Raw genomic sequence first — 23600 nt, forward strand, 5'->3', positions numbered from 1 at the left:
GTTGCGCATGAGGTTTATCTGCTCGGCAGATGGTGTGCGATTTGTTCGATTGATGAGTCGAACACGGACGCGCGCGGTCCGGGGAAACGCCCGAGCGGGGCGGTCCGGAGAATCGCTTCTCCGGGCCGCCCCGCTCGGGCGTCTTTCCTCGGTGCTGCCGTGACCCGTCTCCCCGTCAGGCGGACGGCCCGGAGGACAGGAGCGAGGCATAGCGGTCGAGGTCGATGTTGCCGCCGCTGACGATCACACCGACGCGCCGTCCACGCAGTTGACCGGCCAGATCGCGGGCGGCGGCGAAGCCGAGGCATCCCGTCGGCTCCACCACGATCTTCATGAAGGTGGCGAAACTCCGCATCGCCGCGACCAGTTCGGCGTCGCCGGCAGTGTGGAAGTCCGTGACGTCACGGCGGATGATGTCGAACGTCCAGGCGCCCAGGTGCTGGGTCTGCGCGCCGTCGGCGATGGTCCTCGGGGTGTCAATGTGCACGACGGCCCCCTCGCGCACGGACCTCCGGCCCTTGTCCCCGGACTCCGGTTCGACTCCGTACAGACGGCAGCCCGGCGACAGCGCCTTCGTGGACAGGGCCGTACCGGACAGCAGTCCACCGCCGCCGAGCGGTACGAACAGGGCGTCGAGGTCGCCCACTTCCTCGAACAGCTCCTTGGCCGCGGTGCCCTGCCCGGCGATCACCCACGGGTGGTCGTAGGGCGGGATCAGCGTGAGACCGCGGGCGTCGGCCAGCGCGCGGCCGATCTCCTCGCGATCCTCCGTATAACGGTCGTACGGGACGACCTGTCCTCCGTACCCCTGGGTCGCGGCGACCTTCGCGGCGGGCGCGTCGTGCGGCATCACGATCGTGGCCGGTATGTCCAGGAGCCGGGCGGACAGCGCCACGGCCTGTGCGTGGTTGCCCGAGGAGTAGGCGACCACTCCGGCACGCCGCTGTTCGGGAGTGAACCGCGACAGGGCGTGGTACGCGCCACGGAACTTGAAGGCGCCCATGCGCTGGAAGTTCTCGCACTTGAACACCACCTCGCAGCCGAGTCGCTCGTCGATCAGGCGCGAGCGGAGCACCGGGGTGCGGTGGGCGTACGGCGCGATACGCGCGGCGGCGTCCTGGACGTCGTCATAGGTCGGCGACTGAGGCATCTGCGGCTTCCTTCCGGACAGGCGTGCGGCCCGGCACAGTGTGCCGGGCCGCGGTCGCCGCGCCGTCCGGGGGACGGCGGAGGCGGTGTCAGTGCTTGAAGGTGTCCTTCGTCTTCTCCTTGGCCTGGCGCGCGTCGCCCTTGGCCTGCTCGGCGCGGCCCTCGGCGGTCAGACGCTCGTTGCCCACGGTGCGGCCGGCGGCTTCCTTCGCCCTGCCCTTGGCCTGCTCGGTCTTGGCCCGCGTCTTCTCATTGGCAGCCATGATCACTCACATCCTGCTGCGATCGACTTCAGGGACACCCGTCTGATAACCGCCGACGCGCGGCTCAAACACGACACCTGCTCCCGCCTCGTCCGACGGGACCCTCAGACCGTCGCCCGCAGGTGCTCGCGCGCCCACTCCTCGAAGGTCGTGAGCGGGACACCGAGCGCGCGGGCGAATTCCGGGCGGGCCGGCTGCGGGAAGTCGTTGAGGGCGGCCTGGCCGAAGCCCATGTCGGGCATCCCCGCGGCGACGGCTTCCTCGCCGGTCAGGTCGGGCGCGGTCAGGTCGGCGCCCAGACGGGCGGAGAGGATCCGGGCGATGTCCGTCATCGCCAGAAGATCGCTCGCCAGTTCGATCTCGACCCGGTGGAACCGCTCAGGTGCGGCCACGGCAGCCGCCGCGGCCACGCCGATGTCGCCGACGGCGACGAGAGACAGCCGGGTGCCGGGCTTCAGGAGGGTGACCAGACCGCCCTCGACCCCGCGCGGGAAGACGATCCCGGCGGCGGGGCGGAGGTTCTCCATGAAGTAGCCGGGCTTGATGAGCGTCCAGTGCGTGAAGCCCGCGTCGCGTACCCGGTCCTGGATCTCGCTCTTCGCGGAGTAGTACGGATCCATCCAGGCCCAGTCGCCCCTGACCCAGTCGGTGTGCTGTCCGGCGCCGGAGACCGAGGTGTGCACGAACTGCGGCACGCCCGCCGCCTTCGCTCCCTCGATCAGGTTCACGGCCTGGGCGACCTCGCCCTCGAAGGCACGCCCGCCCACATCGGGCATCTGGACCGAGAAGACGGCGCGGGCCCCTTCTGCGGCCCGTTTCAGGGAGTCGCGGTCGTCGAGGTCCCCGGTGACCAGCTCGGCGCCGAGCACCGCCACGGCCTTCGCCCTGGCGCTCGCCGGGTCGCGGACCAGCGCCCGGACCGGGATACCGGACGCGAGCAGGGCGCGGGCGGTGGCGCCCCCCTGCTGTCCGGTGGCGCCGACGACGAGGACGGGCGCGGAGGCGGGTGGGAGCGGGGTCGGGGTCGGGTTCGGGGGCGCTGATTCTGACGTCATGAGGTCCTCGGTGATGACTCGCGGCCAGGGCCCGGCGCAGACCACGGGCCCTAAGTGGCGGGGGCCGCCACTTACGTTCGGGTACGATACGGAGGGCCCCGCCACTTAGCAAGCTCGTATCGCTCGGGCACCTCGGCAGGCCCGGCCTACCCGGCACGTCGGCCACTCGACAATTCGGAGAGGACGCCATGACCGTCCAGCGCGCGGACGCGCGTCGTAACTACGCACGGATCCTCGCCGTCGCCGAGGCCGAGGTGGCCGCGCGCGGCGCCGACGCCTCGCTGGAGCAGATCGCCCGTACGGCGGGGGTGGGATCGGCGACCGTACGGCGGCACTTCCCGGGGCGGCGCGCGCTGCTGGAGGCGGTGTTCGGCGAGCGGATCGAGGCGCTGTGCGGCCGTGCGCGCGCCTTGACCGGCGCGGCCGATCCGCGGGCCGCGCTGCTGGAGTGGCTGGGCGCGCTCACCTCGTACGCCGCGTCCGCGCGGGGCATGGCGGACGCGCTGGTCCAGGACGGCGCGGTCGGCGGCCCGGAGCGCGTGAACGCGTGTTCCGAGAAGCTCTGCGGGGCGGTCGAACCACTGCTGGAACGCGCCGCGCGGGCCGGTGCCGTGCGGGCGGACGTGACCGTCGCCGACCTGGTCACGCTGGTCACGGGCATCGCCCTGGCCACGGAGCACCACCCCGATCCCGAGGCGGAGGCGCACCGGCTGCTCGGCCTGACGGTGGCGGGCATCAGCCCGCGGAGGTGAGCGAGGACCCCGCGAACCGGGGGTCGTTCACCCGCGGGTCGTGCGTCCGTGCGTCGTGCGTCCGTCGATCACCCGTCTGCCGTTCACGCGCACGCCGTTCACCCGCCCGCCGTTCACCCGTCGGTCGTGGTGATGCGCGTGATCGCCTCCAACGTCAGCTCCCGGCCGTGCGGTTCGCGGGCCAGGGCGCGGTGCAGGGCCAAGCCCTCGATGAGGGCGTCGAGTTGGCGGGCGGTGTCCGGGTCGAAGTGTTTCTCCAGGTGGACGCGGCTGCGGCGCATCCACTCGTGGGTGAGTTCGCGGTACTCCGGGCGCCGGGCGGCGAGGGTGTACAGCTCCTGCGTGAGGACGAGGTCGCGCTGGGGTCCCTCGGACAGGACGTGCACGAGGTCGGCCACGGCTTCCCGGGCCTGGTCGCGGTCGGCCGGGGCGGAGAGGTACGCGTCGAAGACCGCGACGATATGGCCGGTGAAACGGCCGAAGGCTTCGCGCAGCAGCTCGTCGATCCCGCCGAAGTGGTAGGTCATCGAGCCCAGGGGCACCTCGGCCCGCGCGGCGATCTTCCGGTGGGAGACACGGGCGAGGCCCTCTTCGGCGATGAGGTCGAGCGTGGCGGCGATGATGCGTTCGCGGCGCTGCGGGTCGGTGTGTCCGGTGGCCATGGCGGCGCGCTCAGAGGGTACGGGCCGGGCGGGCGCCGGGTCGTACGATCGGTCGCCTGCGCGGGCCGGGCCCGGGGAAGTCCATCGGCATAGACGCGAACGTACACCGGGGAGTTCCTCCGTACCGGCGCTTCTCCCTCTCCCTCCCCATGCGGCCTCCTCAGGAGGTCGGCGGAAAGTCGAGGGTCGACGCGCACCGGCCGGCGGGACGGCTCACGGGCGTCGAGGCCGCAGCACCCCCGCCGACAGGATCACCAGGACCCCGGCCAGGGGTACGACCAGCAGGCCCACCCGAAGACCCGACTCGTCGGCGACCAGCCCGACGACCGGCGGGGAGAGCAGGAAGCCCAGTCGCATCAGCCAGGAGACGATCGTGAGGCCCGATCCGGGCTTGAGACCGGGCAGTTCGTCGGCCTCGTGCATCGCCGCGGGCACGAGGGTCGCCACGCCGAATCCGGCGGCGGCGAAGCCCAGGATCGTCCCGCTAGTGGTGGGTACGGCGAGGGCGAGTCCCATGCCGATCGCGACGACGACGCCGCCGGAGCGTGCGACCGTACGCCGGCCGAACCGGTCGACCATCCGGTCACCGATGACACGGCCGACGAACTGGGCCCCGACCAGGGCGATGTAGCCGGAGGCCGCCAGGGTCGCCGAGGCGTGCAGCGAGTCGGCGAGATAGAGCGCGGCCCAGGAACTGCCCGCGTCCTCGACAAGGGCACCGGACGCGGCGATGAGGACGAGGGCCGCCAGTACGTAAGCGCCGCGCAGACGCGCGGAGTCACGGTCCCCCGGCCACGCGGCCCGCCCCCGGTCACCGCCGTCCGCGCTGTCCGTCCTCGCCGCGTCCGTATCCGCACCGCCCGCCTTCGCGCCGTCCGTCGTCACATCGTCCGTCCGCGCCGCGTCCGGATCGGTGTCGGGCCCGGACAGGCAGAACCGCAGGGCGACGCAGGCGGCGATCCCGAACAGCACCGCCGAGATCAGCAGGTGCTGCCCCTGGGGCAGGCCGAGCGCGATCGCCCCGGCCGCCATCGATCCCCCGGTCACGGCGCCGACGGACCAGATCGCGTGGAACGAGTTGATGAGGGAGCGACCGTAGCGGCGCTGGACACGCAGGCCGTGGGCGTTCTGCCCGACATCGGTGAGGGCGTCCATCGCTCCCGCCAGGAACAGGGCCGCCGCGAACAGCGCCACGGATCCCGCCAGTCCGGCGGCGAGAACTCCGAGGCCGGTCAGCAGGGTGCCGGCGACCGCGACGCGCGCCGACCCCAGCCGCCGGACGAGCGCCCCGGCCGCCGGGCCCGCCGCGACGGCGCCGGCCGGAAAGGCCACGAGGGCCAGTCCGTACGCGGCGTTCCCGATGCCGAGATCCGTCTTGATCTGCGGGAAACGCGGCAGGAGGTTGGCGAACAGCGCCCCGTTGGTGAAGAACAGCACGGCGACAGCCGCGCGCGCCCGGCGTTCGGCGTGGGTGGGCAGGCGTATCGCGTCGACGGTCATGGGCGGGAGCCTACAAGGAGAGCGTACGAACGTACACTCCTCCCTGTGGACGAGCGCCGGACCTGAGGAAGTGGGGCAGGCGACGGTGGGGCACGACCTCGGGCCCGGTGCCGGTCGTCCGGCTCCGGGCCCGAGGTCACACTCCGGTGCTGATTACGCGGGGTCGATACGGGAGATGGCGCCGCCGATGCCGAGCACGTAGAGCTCGCCGTCGCCGTCCTGCACGAAGGAGATGGCCTCGCCGCCGCTGACCCCCAGGTCGCCCTGGCCGGTCACCTCGCCGTTCGCGATCTGGAGTGTGCGGACGGTGCCGTCGCAGTAGTCGCTGAACACGTACTGCCCTTGGAGGGCCGGGATCGCGTCGCCCCGGTAGACGTAGCCGCCGGTCACCGAGCAGCCGAGGCCGGTGCGGTCGTACTCGAACACCGGAGGCGTGTGGTTCGCGGGCTCGGTGCCGCCCCGGAACGGGTGGGTGCCCTCCATGGAGGACCAGCCGTAGTTCTCGCCACCCGCGCTCGCCCCGGAGGCCCAGTCGATCTCTTCCCAGTCGCTCTGGCCGACGTCGCCGATGAGCATGTCGCCGTTGGCCGAGTCGAAGGAGAAGCGCCAGGGGTTGCGGAGCCCGTACGACCAGATCTCGTCCCTGGCGTTCGGGTCGGCCACGAACGGGTTGTCGGCCGGGACGGCGTACGGCTCGCCACCGGTCGGGTCGATGCGGAGGATCTTGCCGAGCAGGGTGTCGAGGTTCTGCCCGTTGCCGTGCGGGTCGCCGCCCGCGCCACCGTCACCGAAGGCGATGTAGAGATATCCGTCCGGCCCGAACTTGATGTCGCCGCCGTTGTGGTTCTCGTACGGCTGCGTCTGGGTCAGGACCGTACGCCGCGTCTCCGGCTGGAGGGCGCCGTCCCGCACCGCGAACTCGTCGATGGTGCTGGTGCCTTCAAGATCCGTGAAAGAGATGTAGAAGTGTTCGAGTTCGTTGTCGAACGCGACGCCCAGCAGGCCGCGTTCGCCGTCGGTGGTCGTCTCGTCGGATATGTCGAGGACGGGCGCGCCGAGGCCCTGGTCGCCCAGGACCCTTACGGTGCCCGCGCGTTCGGCGATCCAGACCGTGTCGCCCGGTCCGGCGGCACCGGCGATGGGGTTGGTGGCCGTGGCCACTTCCGTGAGCACGACGTCCGCCGCCGCCCGGGGCGGGTCGGCGGGCTGGTCGGCGTATGCCGAACCCAGGGCGAGTGAACCGATGAGGCAGATGGCGCCGATGACGGCCGTGCTTCTGGTACGAGTTTTCACCGTGACCTCCTGGAGGCGGCGGATGGGGGGAACCCGCCCGGCTGCCTGGCGCAGGGTCGTACTGGGGCTTCGCCCGCGCCAACACACAACCGGGGTGGGGGGGATTGAGTGCCGCTGGCCACGCATGAGGCTACAGGGACGGAGCGGCCTGGCCTAGACCAATAGCCGCCCTTTCCCGCTGTCTCCCCTGAAGCCGTCATCCCTCCGGCCCGGCTGTCCCCGCCTTCGGGCCGGACGGACGGGGCTGGACGGACGGGGCTGGACGAGACAGGGCCGGACGAGACAGGGCCGGACGGGCGGCCCCGGGTCAGAGCGGCGCGCGCAGGCTGCTGCGGCCCGCCCGCCAGGCGGTGAGCGTCTTCTCCACCAGCCGTGCGTCCAGCATCTCCGTGGCGTTGACGCCGAAGGCCACGTCCTTCTCGAGCCAGGGCTCGTCCGCCAGCAGCCCGCCGACCACGTCCCGGCGGGCCACCTGTTCATGGACGGCGTCGGCCTCGACGTGCTCCGCGTAGAAGTGCTCGGCCGCCTCGCCCGCACCGGTCCGGCGCATCGCCCGGACCAGGCGGCGCGAGGACGGCGAGGAGGTGACCTCCAGGGCGGCGAAGTGTCCCACCAGCGCGCCACGCAGCGCCCGGTGCAGCCCGAACATCGACATCAGATTGACGCTCGCCAGCATCTCGGCCGTCGCCACGTCGAGATACCGGCCGTACGTCGTGTCGAGTCCCAGGTCCGTCATGAGGTCGGCGAAGAGCCGCGAGTGCATCCGGTCCGCCCGGCCGGCGCCGTACTCGTCGTACTCGACCGCGACCATGGCCGCCTTCGCCCGCCCGCGCAGGCGCGGGATCACCCAGAGGTGCGGATCGGCCTCCTTGAGGTGGTAGAGCGAGCGCTGCGCCGCGTACTCGCGGAGCTGCCACAGCTCTCCGGCGTCCCGCAGATGGTGGGAGAGCCCCGCGCCGCCGACCGGCTCGACCAGAAGTACCGCCAACGCCTCGTCGGCGCCCGGCGGTTGGGCCCGGGTGTCCTCGCGCAGCGCGGCGAGGAAGCGGCGTTCCAGGGCGGCCCGCAGCCCGAGCAGCGCGGGGTCCCACTCCCGGGCGGGGTCGACGTCGCGGAAGCCCCGGTAGTGGAGCTCGTAACAGACGTAGAGCGCGAGGTGCAGATCGTCCCCGTACGGATCCGCCGCGTCGGCCGTGCCGTCCGGCGGCAGAGCGCTCCGATCACCGGGCCGGTCGCGCAGAGCGCGTACGACTCCGTGGCTGAGGTCGCCACGGCCGTCCGGCAGAGCCGGGTCGGCCGGTGAGGGGGCGGGGGCCTGTCGCGTCGTGTGTCGCGTCGTCACTCCTCGGCCTCCTCGCTCGGCCCGGCGGGGTCGCCGCGTTCGCCCCGCTCACTCCGCTCACCGCGTTCGTCGTGCGTCGCCGACGGGCGGTCGGCGGGCTCCCTGACCCTGCGGCGGTGGCTGGTGTCGCACCACGGGTACGTACGGCTGCGGCGGCACGCGCACAGGGCCACCGTGAACCGGTCCGACCTCACCGTGGTCCCGTCGTCGAGGACCACCTCCACGGGGCCGTCGACCAGGAACGGCCCGTCCCGGGTCGGCGTCACACGGCGGGGCCTGTCATCGGACGCGTTCGACACGGACCATCACCCGCCCTTCCTTGTCGTCACCGGGCGCGCCGGGCCGGGGCACGGGCGGCCGAAGCCGAGTACGCCGGGCTCGCCGCCGCCTCGCGGACCGGCGCGGGCGGTGGGCACGGCGCGGCAGGCGCGCCCCACGGGGGTCATGCGCCGTCCCCGCCATGCGGCGGCGCGGGCCGCGAGGCCCGCCCGCGCCGGGGGAGAGCGAGCCGGCGGAGACGGTGATCGCCGTGCCCGCGCAGTGCGGCGCGGGCGGCGTTGGCGCCGGGCGCGCCGTGCACACCACCGCCGGGGTGGGCGGAGGCCGAGGCGAGGTACAGGCCCTTGACCGGGGTCTCCGCCCGTCCGGCTCCCGGCGTCGGGCGGAACACCAGCTGCTGGTGAATGGCGGCCGTACCGCCGTTGACGGCGCCGCCGCGCAGGTTGGCGTCCAGGGCCTGGAGGGTGGGCGGCGCGAGGAGACGGCGGGTTCTGATACGGGAGCGGAAACCGGGCGCCCAGCGTTCCACCTCCTCCTCCATCCGGGCCGCCATCACCTCCTGCTCGCGCCGGTCCCAGAGCCCCGTCAGGCCCTCCCGGCCCGCGTCGCCCTTGATCCGGTGCGGGACGTGCGTGTACGCCCACGCCGATTCGGTGCCCGCCGGGGAGCGGGTGCCGTCGGCCGTGGTCATCTGGCCGAGAAGGAGGAAGGGACGCTCGGGCACATGCCCGGTGGCGAGCTGCGCGGCGAAACGTGTGAGGCCGTCGACGCCGTCGGCGAGATGCACGGTGCCCGCCGTGGCGGCCTCCGGCGCCGCCCAGGGCACCGGGCCGGAGAGCGCCCAGTCGACCTTGAAGGTGGCGAAGTCCCACTGGAAGCGGCGCAGGTCGTCCAGCAGCCGTCCGGGCAGCCGGGCCGGGTCGACCAGTTCGCCGTACAGCGCGGGCGCGGACACGTCGGCGAGTACGGCGCGGGAGGCCGGGACGCTGTCGCCGCCCGCCGTACGTACGCCGACGGCCCGCCCGTCCCGTACGACGATCCGCGTCACGCGCTCGCCGCAGCGGACCCGGCCCCCGAGCCGCTCCAGACGCCGGACGAGGGATGCCGTCAGCGCGCCCGCCCCGCCGACCGGCACGGGAAAGCCGACGCTCTGCCCGAGCATGGACATCAGCCAGCCGAAGCCGCCGCTCCCCGCGGCCTCCGGTCCGAGGTCGGCGTGGAGCGCGTTGCCCGCGAGGAGCAGCCGCCCGGCCTCGCCGCCGAACCGCTCCTCGCCCAGGCGCCGTACCGGCTGAATCAGGGTCCGGGCCAGCCGCAGCCCTCCGGCGCCCCGCAGCCGGGCGGCGAGACGCGCGCCGGACCGTAGGGGCGGGAACGGGGTGAACAGCGCGCCGAGGATGTCGGGACCCAGGCGGTCCCAGACGGTGGACAGTTCGAGCCAGGCCGCTCCGTCGCCCGCCGCGAAGGCGTCCAGGCCGGCCGCCGTGCTGGCGGCGCCGCGTTCGAGCACCGCGCACCGGCCGTCCGGCAGCGGGTGGGCGAGAACGCGTGGCGCGTGGCTCCAGCGGAGGCCGTGGCGCCCGAGTTCCAGCTCCGCCAGCACCGGGGAGGCCGCCGCCAGCGGATAGAAGGAGCTGAAGAGGTCGCTCACGTAGTCGGGGTGCAGGCCCCGGTCACTGCGGACCGCTCCCCCGGGCTCCCGCTGGGCCTCCAGGACCTCGACGCTCCAGCCGGCGTCGGCGAGCACGTTCGCCGCGACCAGGCCGTTGGGCCCCGCGCCGACAACCACGGCATCCGGCATCGCCGCCTCCAGGTTCTGATCGCTCTCGTCGCCGCCTGTCGCACCCCCTGGTCACGCCGCCCGTCGGGCGCGCGTGTGCCTCGGGGGGTTCTCCACGACGTCCGCCAGGCGGGCGAGCATGGTGCGGTGCCGCAGTTGGATCACGGCGTCCACGGCCGTGTTGTGCAGGGTCCCGCCCGGTCCGCGCAGGGGGTGTTCGTCGATGACGACCAGGGCGTGCTCACCCCAGGGGCGGACCTCGACGGCGATGCGCGCGGTGCCGAGAGGGCCGCTGTCCGCCTCCAGTTCCAGCACCCGAGGCGGTTCGCTCCGCCGGACGACCGTGGTCCCCGACGCCGACCACCGCCCCAGCCGGACCGTGTACGTGATGCGGGCGCCGATCTCGGGCCACTGACCTTCGCGCGGGTACGAGTCGGCCGTGCCGACCACCCATTCGGCGTAACGCGTGCCGTCCGCGAGGACCGCCCACACGTCCTCCACGGGCGCTTCGATCAGTCGGTGTCGTACGGCCATCGGCCCTCCAACCCTGGTCACGGCCTGTCGAAAGGCGCCCGTCCCCGGTGCCCGGCGCCTGTGGGTCCGCTTCTCACTCTGGCAGCCGTACGGGGAACACGCGGCCCGACCGGCAACGGGGCGGATGTCCCCGTCCCTGGTGGCGGCACGTTCACGCGGGGCGGACGCTGGAGACGCGGTCAACGCCCCCAGAACCGGTGACCGCCTCTGGACCGGCCGCCGACCCTGAACCGGCCGCCGGCGCCGGACGACGTACGCATCCATCTGTTTCCGGGAGGTACTCAGTGCTCCAGGCCATCGCAGACGCTCTCCGGGCCGTCGGTGGCGCGGTCGCCACCGTCGTGTCCCTGCCCTTCCGCCTTCTCTCCCGCCTCTTCGGCGGGGCCTGAGAACCGGCCGGGCCCACGAGGCCCACGAGGCCGACGAGGACGACGAGGACGACGCGACCGACGAGGCCGACGGCACGAGAGGCGGGCCCATGGCGCCACGCACGCACTGGCTCTTCGGCGACCAACTCGGCCCGCGTTTCCTCGATCCCCGGCACGGCGGTCCCGACGCGCAGGCGCCGGTCGTCATGATCGAGGCACGCTCGGTACTGCGGCGGCGCCGCTTCCACCGGGCCAAGGCCCACCTCGTCCTCTCGGCGATGCGGCACCGCGCCGCCGAACTCGGCGACCGGGTCAGCTACATCCGGGCGGAGACGTACGCCGAGGGGCTTGAACGGGCCCGCGAACAGGCCGAGGGGCTCGCACCGGCCGGGGCGCGCCGCACGGCCGGGCTGACCGTCTGCCACCCCACCTCCCGCGCCGCGCTGGATTTCGTGAGCGCGCTCGACGGGGTGGAGGTCCTGCCGGCGCGGGGCTTCCTGGTCGGCCAGGGGGACTTCGAGGAGTGGGCGGCGCGCGGCTCCGGGCGAAGTCTGCGGCTGGAGAGCTTCTACCGCTGGGTCCGCGCGGGGCACGGTCTGCTGATGGACGGGGACGAACCGGCGGGCGGGAAGTGGAACCTCGACCACGAGAACCGTGAGCCGCCACCGCGCGGCAGCCCGACCCTGGATGTCCGGGGGCCCTGGGAACCTTCCGAGGACGACATCGACGCCGAGGTCCGGCACGACCTCGACCGCTGGGAGCGTGACGGCGACGTCTCCTTCGTCGGCCGGGACGGGCCACGGCGGTTTCCCGCCACCCGCCGGGAGGCGCTGGCCGCGCTGCGCCACTTCGTCAGGCACCGGCTGCCGGACTTCGGCTGCTACGAGGACGCCATGCTCGCGGCCGACCCCGCGCTCAGCCACAGTCTGCTCTCCGCGCCGCTCAATCTCGGGCTCCTCGACCCGGCGGAGTGCGTCGAGCGGGCCGAACGGGCGTGGCGCGCCGGTGACGCGCCGCTCAACAGCGTCGAGGGCTTCGTCCGGCAGATCGCCGGCTGGCGGGAGTACGTCTGGCAGCTCTACTGGCACTTCGGTGAGGACTACCGGCAGCGGAACGCGCTGCGCCACACCGCGCCGCTGCCCGGCTGGTTCCTCGATCTGGACGCCGACGCGGTCACCGCCAACTGCCTGTCCACGGTCCTCGCACAGGTACGGGACACCGGGTGGACCCATCACATCCCGCGCCTGATGGTCCTGGGGAGCCGGGCGCTCCAGGACGGCTGGGACCCGGCGGCCGTGACCGACTGGTTCCACCGCTGCTTCGTCGACGGCTACGACTGGGTCATGCTCCCCAACGTCGTCGGCATGTCCCAGTACGCCGACGGCGGCCTCATGACCACCAAGCCCTACACCTCCGGAGGCGCGTACATCCACAGGATGAGCGACCTCTGCGGGCCCTGTGCCTATCGGCCGGCCGAGCGTACGGGCGACCGTGCCTGCCCCTACACGGCGGGTTACTGGGCCTTCCTGCACCGCCACCGGGCACGGCTGGCCGCCAACCACCGCACGGCCCGCGCCGTCACGGGCCTGGACCGGCTCAAGGATCTGGCGGAACTCCTCGACGCCGCGGCGCGGCGTGGTGCCGCGCCTCCCTGACGGTCCCGGCGTCGGAGGCGCGGGCCGGGGCGAAGTCGGTCGGGGAGGCGCGGTGAGCGGTACGCGGCCCGCGGACCGGCGGCGTCAGAAGGCGATCACCCGGCCGATGAGAAAGGCCGCGACGAGCACGGCACCGAACAGGATCAGCCCCAGCCAGACGCCGGGGTGCTCCCAGATGCCTCCGTCCGGCCGTTCCTCGTGGGCCTCGGCGATGCAGCCCTCGGCCGGCGGGGTCTCCTGAGGAGGTACGAGCGGATCGGTCATGGTTCCAGGCTGGTGCCTCCGGCGGGATCGCGCACGCGCTGGGCGGCCGGGTCGCCCGCCTCTCCCGGTGCCGCACCGGCCGGACCCGGCCCGGCACCGCACCGGCACCGCACGCTCGGAGCCCCACCCGCTCCCTCCGCGCTCATCCCTTCTCATCCGTCCGAGCTCATCCGGCCTCGGACGGCCCGATCCGGGCAGATCCGGTCTCTTCCGAACAAGACCGGGCGGGCGGCGCGTCAGAGTTCCGGAGCTGGGCACCAGCAGGGTCAGCGTGGCCCCCGAGGTCCCGGCTCTCGATCTCTCCGGCGTTCGGTGCTCGGTGCTCGGGGTGCTCGTTGTTCGTGTTCGTTGTTCGTGTTCGTTGTTCGTTGATCAACAGCTGAAAGGCAGTGATGGTGCGGAGCGTGGGTGTCGAGGAGGAACTGCTCCTGGTGGACGCGGACAACGGCGAGCCGCGGGCCCTGGCGACCGCGGTGCTGGCATCGGCCTCCCGGGAGGCCGACGGGCAGGACGAGGTGTTCGAGGCGGAACTGCACCGGCAGCAGCTGGAGTTCGCGACGTCGCCCCGGACCGACATGGGCGAGCTGGCGGCGGAGATCGACCGCTGCCGGGCCGAGGCCGCCCGGCACGCGGACGGGCTGGGGGCGACGGTCGCCGCGCTCGGGACCTCGCCCCTTCCTGTCAGCCCCACGATCGGCTTCGGGGAGCGGTACCGCTGGCTGGCGGACAACTTCGGGCTGACCACCCACGAGCAGCTCACGTGCGGATGCCATGTGCACGTGTCGGTCGCGTCCGACGAGGAGGGGGTCGCGGTCCTCGACCGTATCCGGCCCTGGCTGGCCGTTCTGCTCGCCATGAGCTCGAACTCCCCTTTCTGGCAGGGCCAGGACAGCAAGTACAGCAGCTACCGCAGCCGGGTGTGGGGACGGTGGCCGTCGGCCGGGCCGGTGGAGGTCTTCGGTTCGGCGGACCGGTACCACGAGCGGATACGGGCGATGATCGACACCGGGGCGCTGCTCGACGAGGGCATGATCTACTTCGACGCCCGGCTCTCGCACTCCTATCCCACGGTGGAGATCAGGGTCGCCGACGTCTGTCTGGACTCCTCCACCACGGTGCTGCTGGCGACCCTGGTCCGCGCGCTGGTGGAGACGGCCGCGCGGCAGTGGCAGGCCGGGCAGCCACCGGCGCGGCACGGGGTGGAACTGCTGCGTCTCGCGTCCTGGCGCGCCGCGCGATCCGGGCTGGAGGACCAACTGGTCCACCCCCTCACCATGCGCCCCGCCCCTGCCGAGGCGGTGCTGCACGCGCTGTTCGACCACGTACGGGACGCCCTGGAGGACAGCGGCGACACCGACTCCGCGCGGGAGTTGCTGGCCACGCTCCTCAAGACCGGCAGCGGCGCCCGGGTTCAGCGCGAACTGCTCGCCCGCACCGGTGACTTGAGCGCCATGGTCACGGCGAGCGCCCGCCGGACCCACGGATAGGGCTCGCTCCTCGTCCGGATCAGGCCGGGCAAGCCACGGACCGCGGTTCGGGGTCCGTGGCTTGCGCGAGCCGACGCGTTCACCCCGACGAGTTCACCCCGTGGTGTGCGACCGGTGTGGAGCGCCCGCTCAGGAGCGCGGTCCTCTGTCACCCGCTCCGTCGATCTCCCCGTAACTCCCGGACCCGCTCACCTCGTTCGCCATCTCCTGAAGAAGCTTCCGCCACGGATTCGGGTCGAACGACGCCAGAACCTGTTCCTTGTCGCGCTTCAGCGCTTCCCGGACCGTCGGATCGCCGTGCCGGTTCTTCGCCATCAGTTCGAGGAGCCGCCCGGCCGCCGCCGGAATGTCGGCCGCGTCCGACACCCTGACGCAACTGCTCCGTGTCCCGTAGATGTCCTCGAAGCACGCGTATTCGGTGACGGCGCACGGCACTTCGGCGATGGCCGCCAACGCCGGTCCGAGCCCGACGCTCTCCACGTCCGAGGTGTTGGGGGTGAAAAGCACCGCGCCCCCACTGGCCCGGCAGAGTCGGAGCAGGTCGACCTCGTCGAGCCGCCGGCGGCCCCCGGCGTCCTGATGGCTCGACAGCGGCACCCCGTCCAGAAAGATCACGTCGTCCTGGACGTTCAGCTCCTGGACGACGGAGAGCACTTTCCGGGCGTACGGCGGATCCTCGTCGAGACTGCCGAACACCAGCAGACTGGGCTCCGGCATTCCCCGCTCCTCACATGTCCGCTTCATCTCCGCGAACATCGAGACCGCTATCTCCACCCCCTTCACCTGGAACACCCGCACGGGCACCAGCAACAGCGGCCGGTCGGGGGCCAGTCCGTGCTGTGCCAGGAAGGACGCGTGCCGCTCCCCCGGCTCCGCCGGTTCCAGCGACGGGAGCACGTTCGGCAGCGTCGTCGCTTCGAGCTCCGTGGGATATCCCTTCACCTCCTCCGCCAGCGCGGGAGAGATGACAGCCCAGCGGTGACACGGGTGTGTGCCGGGAACGGGCGTGAATTCGTTGGGCGACGGGGGGGTACAGCCGGGCGCCGTCCTCGAAGATCGCGCAGGTACCGAAGAGGTCGTGATCCCAGAACAGCACCCCGCCCGGCACTCCGGGGGGCCAGCGCCGGGCAGCCGCCCGGTGCAGACCGAGGGTCACCGGCACGGCGTCGGAGAGGGTCATGTTGACCGCGCAGACCCAGTCGACGTCGTGTTCCTCGAACCAGCGCGTGAAGTACTCCTCGTACGGCCCGGCGAGCGACTCCACGGCACTGCGCAGCTCCGCGCGCGCCTCGTCGTCCAGCGTGTCGGCACGTGCCACCGCGCCACGGATCTCGGTCAGTTCACGCATCAGCTCCGCACGGCCGGTACCGACCGGCACGGCGTCGCTCGTGGACATCCAGTCGGGATACACGCACTGCTCGGAGCCTCGCGGGAAGAAGTGCTGTTTGTCGGGGCGCCAGGAGAAACCGAGATCGGCCACCACCGGCAGCTCAAGACTTCCGTTCCCGAGTTCGGACTCGATCACATTTCGGAAGATGGTGAGCAGGCCGCTCACCGGCAGGCCATCTCCTGATATCAGCGCCAGTTTCATCGAAAACCTTTCTTCTGAGGGTGATGAACCGAATCTCAATACCGAGACGATTTATGCACGGACATGCGGATAAACAGACATGCGGGCACGCGGGACGGGGGCGTGGGGACATGGGGGCATGCGAATGGGGCCGCAGGGCGGCGGATACAGGTGTCGATTTCGTGGTGCACCGGCTGACGGGGTGCGTCTTCCCGTTTATTCGGGTTCGACAACATGGCATGACCAAGTTCCCCCCGCACCGTCGCTCACTTCAAGCCAGTGGTGGCGACAAATAATCCGTCGGGAAACTCCACGGGCGCCCCATGCATCGATTTGTCCGGACGTTTTCCGAATGGACGACAAAGTCTGGGGACGGAGAATGGAACAGGTATCACGGCGCGGGCGGGGCGACCACCCACCCGAGCGTGTCTCCCGCCCCCCGGGCGCTCCCCGAGGGCCGGCAGCCGGCCGGGCGTCCGAGGTCACGCTGCCAACTGCCTTGGCCCTCACCGACATTGACCGGAAACCGCCGCCGTACCCGGCACCGGGACTGCCGGTCGCGGCGCGTCCGTCCCCCTAGCGTCCCTTCGGGAGCGCAGTACCCGACGTACGCGCTGCGTCAGTCCGTCAGCCCCACAGTCCATCCGGAAGGGATCACTTCATGTCTCCTCTGCCCCAGGCATCCCGCGTGGCCGCCGCGGCGGTTCTCGCCGCCGGTCTGCTGGCCGCCGGTACCGGCGGTGCGGTCGCCGCCGAGCGGATCACCGGCACCGCCCAGCTCCACGAGCACCTGGCCCAGGCCGTCGCCCTGGAGGCCGCTCAGGGTTCCGTCGCCCTCAACACCGACCCGGTGGGCCGCCCCGCCCTCCAGTCGAAGCCCGGCACGGCCGCGACCGCCGCCTGCTGACACCGTCGTCCCGAGGAGGAGTCATGGACACCGAGAACGCGCCCGACGTCGCAACTGCTGCCGAACCCGCACCCACCACGTGGTGCCCCAGCGGACAGGCCCTCGCACCCGAGGCCGTGGTTCTCGGCGTCCGCTCCCGGTCGGACGGCACCCTGGCCTACCTCGCCACCCCGGCCCCGGCCCGGGAGCTGCTCCCGATGATCCCCGACGGCATCGAGCCGAGCCGGGTCCTGCGCTTCGCCTCGCACTGCGTCAGCGAGTGCGCCCACCGCCGGAACAACGACTGCACGCTCGTCGACAAGATCCGTACGCTGCCCGCCGCCGACGAACAGCCGCTCCCCCGCTGCCACTTGCGGGCCCGCTGCCAGTGGTGGCAGCAGACCGGCCGGGCCGCCTGCGGGCGCTGCCCCGCCGTGAGCACGTCCGTCCACGCCTCGGACACGCTGAACGCCCTCATCGCCGACCCGGCCGTGACGCCGGACCAGCTCCAGGAGTGGATCGACGGCAGCCCCGAGGGGCCCGCGGCGGACGCCCGGGCCGCGCGGGCCGCCGGCTGAGGCGCGTGCGGGCGGCGGAGCCCCTCAGTTCGGCGCGACGAAGTAGAACCGCCGGTAGCCGAGGAGCATGCCGTCGTCGGTGAGCGTGAACACGTCGGCGAACTCCAGCGGACCGGCGGGCCCCCCGTCCGGTCCGCCGTCGCCGCCCGCCCCCGCGCAGGCCCCCGTGTAGCTGCCCGTCACCACGACACAGTCACCGTCGGCCACGATCTTGTAGATGTGATGGTGCTCCCGGGCGCCGGCCATCCGCGTGTGCAGCCGGATGACCTCGTCGCGGCCGTGCCCGAAGGGCGCGTCCGGCCGCTTGACCTGCACGTCCTCGTGCAGCAGCGAGCCGAACGCGTCGATGTCCCCGGTGTCGCGGTAGTGGTAGGACAGCCGCACATGATCGATGCCGGCCGCCGTGGCGGCGGTACTTCGCGGCGACCGTCTCGGAAACAGGCCGCTCATACGGCTACTCCTCTCAACTCGCACCGGGGCGTCCGTGCCACGATGCGTGGTTCGCTCGGACACCTTCTTCGAGTGTCACAACTGGGGGCTATCACCGCGCTATTACGGTGAACGGAACGGGCCGCCGCGGGATTCGGACCCCCTCCGGCGGGCGTTGCACATCGGCCACTCGCAGGATCGGTCAAACAGTCTCAGACACCACCGGCCCCAGGGGCCTCAGCGGGCGGTAGCATCCCTCGTCTGACCGGAAGTCAGCGGTTCACACTCCGTCAACACACGACGCCGCGTGGGCAGTTGACGAAGTCACAGCTCAGCGCCGGGGGCCGGACGACGGTGCGTGCCCGAAGACCCGTGGAATTTATGTTCCAGACACACCGATCCCCAAGATAGCCATCAACACCCCATGGACAACCGGATTTACGGTCGATGACACTGTGCCCAAACGTCACAGATGTGTCAGCTTGGAGACGCATGATCGAGTCGTCGGCAGTGGAACGGACCAGCTCGGCACAGCTTGCCTTCCTGATCCTCGGGCCGCTGGAGGTACGGGGCCCCGCCGGGCACGTACGGATACCTCCCGGCCGCCAGGAGGCGATTCTGGCCGCCCTGCTGCTGGACGCCAACCGGGTGGTGAGCACCGACTACCTCGTCGACCTGATCTGGGACGAGGAGCCGCCCGGCACCGCGCGGACACAGGTCCAGATCTGCGTGTCACGACTGCGCAAGGGGCTCACGGAAGCGGGCATCGACGCCCCGATCACCACCCGCCCGCCGGGCTATCTGCTGCGCGCCGCCGACGAGATGCTCGATCTGCGGCTGTTCAACCGACGTACCGCCGAGGCCCGGGTGCTGGTCAAGGAAGGGCGCGGCGCGGAGGCCGCCGAGCTGCTGCGCGCGGCGGCGGCCCTCTGGCGCGGCCAGTGTCTGGGCGGTGTGACCAGTGACGCGCTGCGGGCCAAGGCGCTCCAGCTCGACGAGGACCGGCTGAACGCCGTGGAGACCTATATCCAGTTGGAGCTCGACCTCGGCCGCCATCACCAACTGGTGGGCGAGATCGGCAGGTTGCTGCACGAAAACCCGTTGCGGGAACGGCTGCGCGGCCAGCTGATGCTGGCTCTGCACCGCTCCGGCCGGCAGTCCGAGGCGCTGGACATCTACCGGGCGGGCCGTGATCTGCTGATCGAGGAGCTGGGGCTGCTCCCCGGCGAGGAACTGCGGCTGCTGGAGACCGCCATCCTGGCGGGCGACAGCGCCCTGCACGCCGGGCCGCTCGCCCCGGTCGCGGGCACGGCTCTCGCCCCGGCTCCGGCTCCCGCTCCGGTACGGACCTCCGTCGAGCCGCCCGCACTCCTTCCGGCGGACCCCGCCGACGTCGGCCACCGTGACGAGCTGCCCCATCAACTCCCAACCGACACGGCGGACTTCGTCGGTGACGAGGTGCTGATCGGGACGGTCGAGGCGGTGCTGACCGGGGGCGCCGGCCAGGGCGCGGTCGGGGTGGCCGTCATGGTCGGCAAGCCCGGCATCGGCAAGAGCACCACCGCCACCCACATCGCGCACCGGCTGAGCGGAAAGGTGTTCCCCGACGGCCAGTTGTACTGCGACCTGCGCGGCGCGGGCGCCGACCCGGTCGCCCCCGCCGACGCGCTCGGCCGTTTCCTGCGGGCGCTGGGCATTCCCGGCCCGGTCATCCCCGCCTCCCTCGACGAACGCGCCGAGATGTACCGGACGCTGATGGCGACCCGCCGGGTCCTGGTCGTCCTGGACGACGCGTACAACGAGAGCCAGGTCCGCCCGCTGCTGCCCGGCAGTGACTGCTGCGCGGTCCTGGTGACGAGCCGGTCCCGGATGACGGCCCTGCCGGGCGCGCGCCGGATCGAGCTGACGATCCTGGACGAGACGCGGGCCCTGGAGCTGATGAGCCTGATCCTCGGCCCCGAGCGGGTGTCCGACGAGCGGGAGGCGGCGAAGGCGCTGATCCGTACGGTCGGCGGGCTGCCCCTGGCGCTGCGGATCGTCGCCGCCCGGCTGGCCGCCCGTCCGCACTGGTCGCTCGCCTCGATGGTCAACCGGCTGGCGAACGAACGTCATCGGCTGGACGAACTGGCCTACGGCGAGATGACCATCCGTACCAGCCTGTCGCTCACGTTCGACGGCCTCGACGCCACCGACCGGCATCTGCTGCGCAGGCTCAGTCTGGCGGAGGGGCCCACACTGCCGGGCTGGCTCGCGGGCGCCCTGCTGGACGACCAGCGCCCGCAGCCGTCGGACCTGATGGAGTCGCTGGTCGACGTACAGATGCTCGATGTCGTCTCGGTGGAGAACACCGGCGAGTTCCGTTACCGGTTCCACGAAATCATCAAGGTCTACGCGCGTGAGCAGCTGTCCGTCACCGACAGCAGGTCCGTTCGGCAGAGCGCGACCGAGCGGATGCTGGGCGGCTGGCTCGCGCTGGCGGAGCGCGCCCACCGCAAGATCTACGGCGGCGACTACACGGTGCTGCACGGCTCGGCCCCCCGGTGGGTGCCGCCCGCCGACTATGTCGAGGAGTTGCTCGCCGACCCGCTCGACTGGCTGGACAGGGAGCAGGAGAATCTCCGTCACGCGGTGGAACAGGCGGCGAAGGAAGGGCTGGACGAACTGTGCTGGGATCTCGCGACCACCTTGGTGACGCTCTTCGAGGCCCGTGGCTATCTGGACCACTGGGAGACGACGCATCAGGTGGCGCTCGCGGCGGTTCGAAGATCCGGCAACAGACGTGGCACCGCCGCACTGCTCAGCTCGCTGGGCACGCTGTATCTCAGCAGGGGACGGCCCGAGGAGTCCAGGACGTCGCTGGACCAGGCACTCACTCTCTTCGACGAACTCGGTGACCGGGGCGGACTGGCCCTCTGCCGAAGGGACCTGGCACTTCTGGAACGACAGGCGGGCGACGACGAACGGGCGTTGGCGCTGTACGACCGGTCGATCCGTGATTTCGGACTGGTCGGCGACATCGTCGGCCGGGCGACGGTACTGACACAGAGCGCGCACATCTGGATGAGACGTGGTCATACGGCAGCCGCGCACGCCCAGTTGGAGGAGGCGCTGGGCATCTACCGGTCGGTGGGGTTCACCGGCGGTGAGGCGCGTGCGCTGCGGCGGGTGGGTCAGGTGCTGTTCCAGCGCGGTGAACATGCCGAGGCCGAACGGACGTTGACCGATGTGCTGGCGATGGTACGGGCCAGTGGTGACCTGATCGGCGAGGGGCATCTGCTGCGCAACCTCGGCGAGGTGAAGGCCGGCCGGGGGTGTTACGACGAGGCCCGGAGCTTCTTCGTCCGCGCGCTGGCGGTACGGGAGCAGATCATGGACCACGGTGGGGCGGACGTCGTACGGCGCGACATCGAGAACCTGCCGTAGCGGGGGTCGTGTCGGGCCTCTCCGGGGGGGTCGGGCCCGGGGGCGTTCGAGGGGGGGCCGGTTTCTGTCACCGGTCCCGGAGTTCGTATCGGGGGGCCGGTCCTGCGGGCGGTTCCCGAGGCCGGTCCCGGATGTCGTTCGGGAGGTCGGCTCCCGCACCCGGTCGAGGCGGTCGAGCCGCTTCCCGGTGTCAGTCCCAGGGGTCGTTGCCGTGCGGGGAGCTGTCCCAGGGGTCGTTGCCCTTCGGCTCGCCGTCCCACGGGTCGTTCTTCGGCGGCGGGACGTCCCAGGGGTCGTTCCCCTGCTGTCCGTCGTCGGACGTGGTGGCCGGCGCCGACAGCGCGGCGGTCGTGCGGGGGGTCGGGTCGCCCTCGGCGGCGTGGGCGGCGGTGCCGCCGATCAGGATGGTTCCGCCGATGACGGCGGTGACGGCGAGGCTCTTGAGGACTCTGTCGAGGACTCTGGTGACGCTCATCTCGGGGTTTCCTTCCCTCGGTTCCGCTCTTCGATGACACGAACTTAGGGAGAGCTGGAAACTCGGGACTATCGCGGGCTTTATCCCGCCGCTATCACCGATGACGGGATCCTTTCACCACCGGTCGCCGCCTTCCTCCGGCGCCGGCTCGGCCCCCGTACGCCGTTGTTCCGGCGATGCCGCGCCGATAGCCGGATTCGGACGATGGGTGCGTAGTTCCAGTCCGGGGGCGGACCGACGCGGGCTCAGCCTTCTCCCGGACCCAGGTCCCGACGCGAGGAGTGTTGAAGGTGACGACGAGCACCAAGGCGGAGAGAACCGGGGAAACAGCCGAGGACATCGGTCTGTTCGGCAGGCTGGTACGCGGGCACCGCGACCGGGTCGGCCTGACCCAGCGGGAGCTGGCGGACCTCTCGACCATCAGTGTGCGGGCCATCCGCGATCTGGAGCAGGGCCGGGCCACCCGGCCCCGGCACGCCACCGTGCGGCTGATCGCCGACGGCCTGCGGCTGGGCCCGCGGGCCCGCGCCGATCTGGAGGCCGCCGCCCGGCAGGGGCAGAACGGGTGGGCGCTGAAACTGGGGTACGACGCCGGCCCCGTGGCCCCGCCCGCCGCGCTGGACACGCTGACGGGCCGGGAGTCCGAGGCGGCGGCCCTCACCGCCGAACTCGCCTCCGGGACCGAGCGGCTGGTCAATGTGATGGGTCTGAGCGGGGTGGGCAAGACCCGGCTCGCCCTGGAGGTGGCGGCCCGGCTGCACGGTGGCAGCGGATTTCCCGTGCTGTGGGCGGCCTTCGGGGGCCCGACCGTCGCGTACCGGCCGCCGAGCGGTCCGGACGGTCTGACCACGCTGGTCGCGGGGTGCGCGGACGCGCTGTTCGGGCCGTCCGCGACCGGTCGGCCGTCGTCCGGCCCCTCGGCGGAGCCCCCCGCCGAAGCAGGCGCCCGGCACGCGGATGTCACGGCGCTCGCGGAACTCGTCGCCGACCGGCCCGCGCTCCTGGTGGTCGACGGCGCGCTCACCGACCGCCCGGACACCGCCGGGATCGACCGGCTGCTGCGCGACTGCCCGGAGCTGCGGATCCTGGTGACGTCGGAGGGCCCGTACGGCATCGCGGGTGAACGCGCCTTCCTGCTGGGCCCGTTGGAGGCGCCGGTGGGCACCGTGGAGTACACCCCCGACGCGCTGGGGCGGATCCCGGCCGTACGGCTCTTCCTGGACCAGCTGCGGCGGACCAGACCGGAGTACGTACTGACGGCCGACGACGTGCCGATGGTCGCGGACGTGTGCCGCAGGCTGGACGGTCTGCCCTCCGCGCTGCGGGCGGCGGCCTCCTGGCTGGTCGTGTACGACCTGGCGACACTGCGCCAGTGCCTGGAGGACGACCTGGCGAGTCTGCTGGTCCATCTGGCGGGGGACGACGAAGGGGCCAGGTTCCTGGAGGCGTTGCGGCGCCGGGTCGCCCGGTTGCCCGAGGACGGCCGGGCACTGCTGGCCCGGCTCTGCGAGCGGGAACCGGGCGAGGGGAACGGCGGTGCGGGGGACGCCGACGGGGCGGGCCGGGACGGCGGCTTCGCGCTCGCCGACGTCGCCGCGCTGACCGGGCGGAGCCTGCCGGACTGCGGCCGTATGGTGCGCGATCTGCTGCTGAGCGGCACCGCCCGCCCGAGCTACGAGCTGGGCCGCTCCCGCTTCCAGGTCTTCCACCTGGTACGGGCCTTCCAGCCGGCCGCGGCCCGGGTCACGACCGCCGCGGGCCACCGGTGAACGGCGCCCCGGGGCCCGGTGCCGTACCGGGTCCTTCTGCTCCGCGAATGCCGGAACAACTGCCGCAGGCCGTTTCGTACCAGGTGT

The 23600-nt window shown here is 72.2% G+C and carries 23 protein-coding genes; 8 read left to right on the plus strand and 15 right to left on the minus strand.

Features of this window, described 5'->3' with window-relative positions:
- Nucleotides 1–175 precede the first annotated feature (175 nt).
- From OG875_RS01520 to OG875_RS01530, 3 genes are all read right to left on the minus strand, one after another.
- Complete coding sequence (locus tag OG875_RS01520) at nucleotides 176–1150, minus strand: threo-3-hydroxy-L-aspartate ammonia-lyase (protein ID WP_330172381.1); 975 nt, start codon at nucleotides 1148–1150, stop codon at nucleotides 176–178.
- 88 nt (nucleotides 1151–1238) lie between these two features.
- Nucleotides 1239–1412, minus strand: coding sequence for a CsbD family protein (locus OG875_RS01525; protein WP_330172382.1), 174 nt, complete (start codon nucleotides 1410–1412; stop codon nucleotides 1239–1241).
- A 104-nt stretch (nucleotides 1413–1516) separates the two neighbouring features.
- Entirely contained in the window at nucleotides 1517–2467 is a 951-nt protein-coding gene (locus OG875_RS01530) for an NmrA/HSCARG family protein (protein WP_330172383.1), read from the minus strand.
- Between the two features lie 188 nt (nucleotides 2468–2655).
- Between OG875_RS01530 and OG875_RS01535 the strand changes: the two genes are divergently transcribed.
- Nucleotides 2656–3219: a TetR/AcrR family transcriptional regulator gene (locus OG875_RS01535; protein WP_330172384.1), complete on the plus strand. Its 564-nt coding sequence runs from the start codon at nucleotides 2656–2658 to the stop codon at nucleotides 3217–3219.
- A 113-nt stretch (nucleotides 3220–3332) separates the two neighbouring features.
- Here OG875_RS01535 and OG875_RS01540 read toward each other — a convergent pair whose 3' ends face one another.
- The 7 genes from OG875_RS01540 to OG875_RS01570 form a co-directional block, all read right to left on the minus strand.
- Nucleotides 3333–3881 carry a TetR/AcrR family transcriptional regulator gene (locus tag OG875_RS01540; protein ID WP_330172385.1) on the minus strand — a complete coding sequence of 183 codons (549 nt, stop codon included), beginning with the start codon at nucleotides 3879–3881 and terminating at the stop codon, nucleotides 3333–3335.
- Nucleotides 3882–4094: 213 nt separating this feature from the next.
- A complete protein-coding gene (locus tag OG875_RS01545) occupies nucleotides 4095–5381 on the minus strand; it encodes an MFS transporter (RefSeq protein WP_330172386.1) in 1287 nt (428 codons plus the stop codon).
- Nucleotides 5382–5534: 153 nt separating this feature from the next.
- Nucleotides 5535–6674 carry a PQQ-dependent sugar dehydrogenase gene (locus OG875_RS01550; protein ID WP_330172387.1) on the minus strand — a complete coding sequence of 380 codons (1140 nt, stop codon included), beginning with the start codon at nucleotides 6672–6674 and terminating at the stop codon, nucleotides 5535–5537.
- A gap of 307 nt (nucleotides 6675–6981) precedes the next feature.
- Nucleotides 6982–8016 (minus strand): iron-containing redox enzyme family protein, encoded by a 1035-nt coding sequence (locus OG875_RS01555; RefSeq protein WP_443079043.1) that lies wholly within the window; start codon nucleotides 8014–8016, stop codon nucleotides 6982–6984.
- Nucleotides 8013–8282 (minus strand): CDGSH iron-sulfur domain-containing protein, encoded by a 270-nt coding sequence (locus tag OG875_RS01560; RefSeq protein ID WP_330172388.1) that lies wholly within the window; start codon nucleotides 8280–8282, stop codon nucleotides 8013–8015. The genes OG875_RS01555 and OG875_RS01560 overlap by 4 nt, the downstream gene beginning before the upstream one ends.
- Nucleotides 8283–8458: 176 nt before the next feature.
- Nucleotides 8459–10096, minus strand: coding sequence for a phytoene desaturase family protein (locus OG875_RS01565; protein WP_330172389.1), 1638 nt, complete (start codon nucleotides 10094–10096; stop codon nucleotides 8459–8461).
- A 51-nt stretch (nucleotides 10097–10147) separates the two neighbouring features.
- The gene (locus tag OG875_RS01570) at nucleotides 10148–10609 is read right to left on the minus strand and encodes an SRPBCC family protein (RefSeq protein ID WP_330172390.1); all 462 of its coding nucleotides are present in this window, start codon (nucleotides 10607–10609) and stop codon (nucleotides 10148–10150) included.
- A gap of 284 nt (nucleotides 10610–10893) precedes the next feature.
- Between OG875_RS01570 and OG875_RS01575 the strand changes: the two genes are divergently transcribed.
- Nucleotides 10894–10998 carry an LPFR motif small protein gene (locus OG875_RS01575; protein ID WP_330172391.1) on the plus strand — a complete coding sequence of 35 codons (105 nt, stop codon included), beginning with the start codon at nucleotides 10894–10896 and terminating at the stop codon, nucleotides 10996–10998.
- 89 nt (nucleotides 10999–11087) lie between these two features.
- Nucleotides 11088–12632 (plus strand): cryptochrome/photolyase family protein, encoded by a 1545-nt coding sequence (locus tag OG875_RS01580; RefSeq protein ID WP_330172392.1) that lies wholly within the window; start codon nucleotides 11088–11090, stop codon nucleotides 12630–12632.
- A gap of 84 nt (nucleotides 12633–12716) precedes the next feature.
- On the opposite strand, the gene OG875_RS01585 is transcribed toward OG875_RS01580, so the two are convergent.
- Nucleotides 12717–12896: a DUF6480 family protein gene (locus OG875_RS01585; RefSeq protein ID WP_330172393.1), complete on the minus strand. Its 180-nt coding sequence runs from the start codon at nucleotides 12894–12896 to the stop codon at nucleotides 12717–12719.
- A gap of 395 nt (nucleotides 12897–13291) precedes the next feature.
- Between OG875_RS01585 and OG875_RS01590 the strand changes: the two genes are divergently transcribed.
- Nucleotides 13292–14383: a glutamate--cysteine ligase 2 gene (locus OG875_RS01590; RefSeq protein ID WP_330177559.1), complete on the plus strand. Its 1092-nt coding sequence runs from the start codon at nucleotides 13292–13294 to the stop codon at nucleotides 14381–14383.
- A gap of 129 nt (nucleotides 14384–14512) precedes the next feature.
- Here the strand turns inward: OG875_RS01590 and OG875_RS01595 are convergent, their stop codons facing one another.
- The gene (locus tag OG875_RS01595; protein WP_330172394.1) at nucleotides 14513–15100 is read right to left on the minus strand and encodes a hypothetical protein; all 588 of its coding nucleotides are present in this window, start codon (nucleotides 15098–15100) and stop codon (nucleotides 14513–14515) included.
- A gap of 10 nt (nucleotides 15101–15110) precedes the next feature.
- A complete protein-coding gene (locus OG875_RS01600; protein ID WP_330172395.1) occupies nucleotides 15111–15974 on the minus strand; it encodes a hypothetical protein in 864 nt (287 codons plus the stop codon).
- A gap of 640 nt (nucleotides 15975–16614) precedes the next feature.
- On the opposite strand from OG875_RS01600, the gene OG875_RS01605 reads away from it, so the two are divergent.
- Both OG875_RS01605 and OG875_RS01610 read left to right on the plus strand, forming a co-directional pair.
- Nucleotides 16615–16860 carry a hypothetical protein gene (locus OG875_RS01605; protein WP_330172396.1) on the plus strand — a complete coding sequence of 82 codons (246 nt, stop codon included), beginning with the start codon at nucleotides 16615–16617 and terminating at the stop codon, nucleotides 16858–16860.
- Nucleotides 16861–16883: 23 nt separating this feature from the next.
- Nucleotides 16884–17417, plus strand: coding sequence for a hypothetical protein (locus OG875_RS01610; RefSeq protein ID WP_330172397.1), 534 nt, complete (start codon nucleotides 16884–16886; stop codon nucleotides 17415–17417).
- Between the two features lie 24 nt (nucleotides 17418–17441).
- On the opposite strand, the gene OG875_RS01615 is transcribed toward OG875_RS01610, so the two are convergent.
- Nucleotides 17442–17867: a nuclear transport factor 2 family protein gene (locus OG875_RS01615; protein ID WP_330172398.1), complete on the minus strand. Its 426-nt coding sequence runs from the start codon at nucleotides 17865–17867 to the stop codon at nucleotides 17442–17444.
- A gap of 471 nt (nucleotides 17868–18338) precedes the next feature.
- On the opposite strand from OG875_RS01615, the gene OG875_RS01620 reads away from it, so the two are divergent.
- Nucleotides 18339–21269, plus strand: coding sequence for an AfsR/SARP family transcriptional regulator (locus tag OG875_RS01620; RefSeq protein WP_330172399.1), 2931 nt, complete (start codon nucleotides 18339–18341; stop codon nucleotides 21267–21269).
- Between the two features lie 190 nt (nucleotides 21270–21459).
- Here the strand turns inward: OG875_RS01620 and OG875_RS01625 are convergent, their stop codons facing one another.
- Nucleotides 21460–21744 carry a hypothetical protein gene (locus OG875_RS01625; RefSeq protein WP_330172400.1) on the minus strand — a complete coding sequence of 95 codons (285 nt, stop codon included), beginning with the start codon at nucleotides 21742–21744 and terminating at the stop codon, nucleotides 21460–21462.
- Nucleotides 21745–22034: 290 nt separating this feature from the next.
- On the opposite strand from OG875_RS01625, the gene OG875_RS01630 reads away from it, so the two are divergent.
- Complete coding sequence (locus tag OG875_RS01630; protein WP_330172401.1) at nucleotides 22035–23513, plus strand: helix-turn-helix domain-containing protein; 1479 nt, start codon at nucleotides 22035–22037, stop codon at nucleotides 23511–23513.
- Nucleotides 23514–23600: the final 87 nt, after the last annotated feature.

It is taken from the genome of Streptomyces sp. NBC_01498 (genome assembly GCF_036327775.1).
In the GTDB taxonomy this organism is placed as follows: domain Bacteria; phylum Actinomycetota; class Actinomycetes; order Streptomycetales; family Streptomycetaceae; genus Streptomyces.

Coding starts and splice junctions, on each gene's coding strand:
- OG875_RS01520 (WP_330172381.1), bottom strand. CDS start 1,150: ATGCCTCAGTCGCCGACCTATGACGACGTCCAGGACGCCGCCGCGCGT.
- OG875_RS01525 (WP_330172382.1), bottom strand. CDS start 1,412: ATGGCTGCCAATGAGAAGACGCGGGCCAAGACCGAGCAGGCCAAGGGC.
- OG875_RS01530 (WP_330172383.1), bottom strand. CDS start 2,467: ATGACGTCAGAATCAGCGCCCCCGAACCCGACCCCGACCCCGCTCCCA.
- OG875_RS01535 (WP_330172384.1), top strand. CDS start 2,656: ATGACCGTCCAGCGCGCGGACGCGCGTCGTAACTACGCACGGATCCTC.
- OG875_RS01540 (WP_330172385.1), bottom strand. CDS start 3,881: ATGGCCACCGGACACACCGACCCGCAGCGCCGCGAACGCATCATCGCC.
- OG875_RS01545 (WP_330172386.1), bottom strand. CDS start 5,381: ATGACCGTCGACGCGATACGCCTGCCCACCCACGCCGAACGCCGGGCG.
- OG875_RS01565 (WP_330172389.1), bottom strand. CDS start 10,096: ATGCCGGATGCCGTGGTTGTCGGCGCGGGGCCCAACGGCCTGGTCGCG.
- OG875_RS01570 (WP_330172390.1), bottom strand. CDS start 10,609: ATGGCCGTACGACACCGACTGATCGAAGCGCCCGTGGAGGACGTGTGG.
- OG875_RS01580 (WP_330172392.1), top strand. CDS start 11,088: ATGGCGCCACGCACGCACTGGCTCTTCGGCGACCAACTCGGCCCGCGT.
- OG875_RS01585 (WP_330172393.1), bottom strand. CDS start 12,896: ATGACCGATCCGCTCGTACCTCCTCAGGAGACCCCGCCGGCCGAGGGC.
- OG875_RS01595 (WP_330172394.1), bottom strand. CDS start 15,100: ATGCCGGAGCCCAGTCTGCTGGTGTTCGGCAGTCTCGACGAGGATCCG.
- OG875_RS01600 (WP_330172395.1), bottom strand. CDS start 15,974: ATGAAACTGGCGCTGATATCAGGAGATGGCCTGCCGGTGAGCGGCCTG.
- OG875_RS01605 (WP_330172396.1), top strand. CDS start 16,615: ATGTCTCCTCTGCCCCAGGCATCCCGCGTGGCCGCCGCGGCGGTTCTC.
- OG875_RS01610 (WP_330172397.1), top strand. CDS start 16,884: ATGGACACCGAGAACGCGCCCGACGTCGCAACTGCTGCCGAACCCGCA.
- OG875_RS01615 (WP_330172398.1), bottom strand. CDS start 17,867: ATGAGCGGCCTGTTTCCGAGACGGTCGCCGCGAAGTACCGCCGCCACG.
- OG875_RS01620 (WP_330172399.1), top strand. CDS start 18,339: ATGATCGAGTCGTCGGCAGTGGAACGGACCAGCTCGGCACAGCTTGCC.
- OG875_RS01625 (WP_330172400.1), bottom strand. CDS start 21,744: ATGAGCGTCACCAGAGTCCTCGACAGAGTCCTCAAGAGCCTCGCCGTC.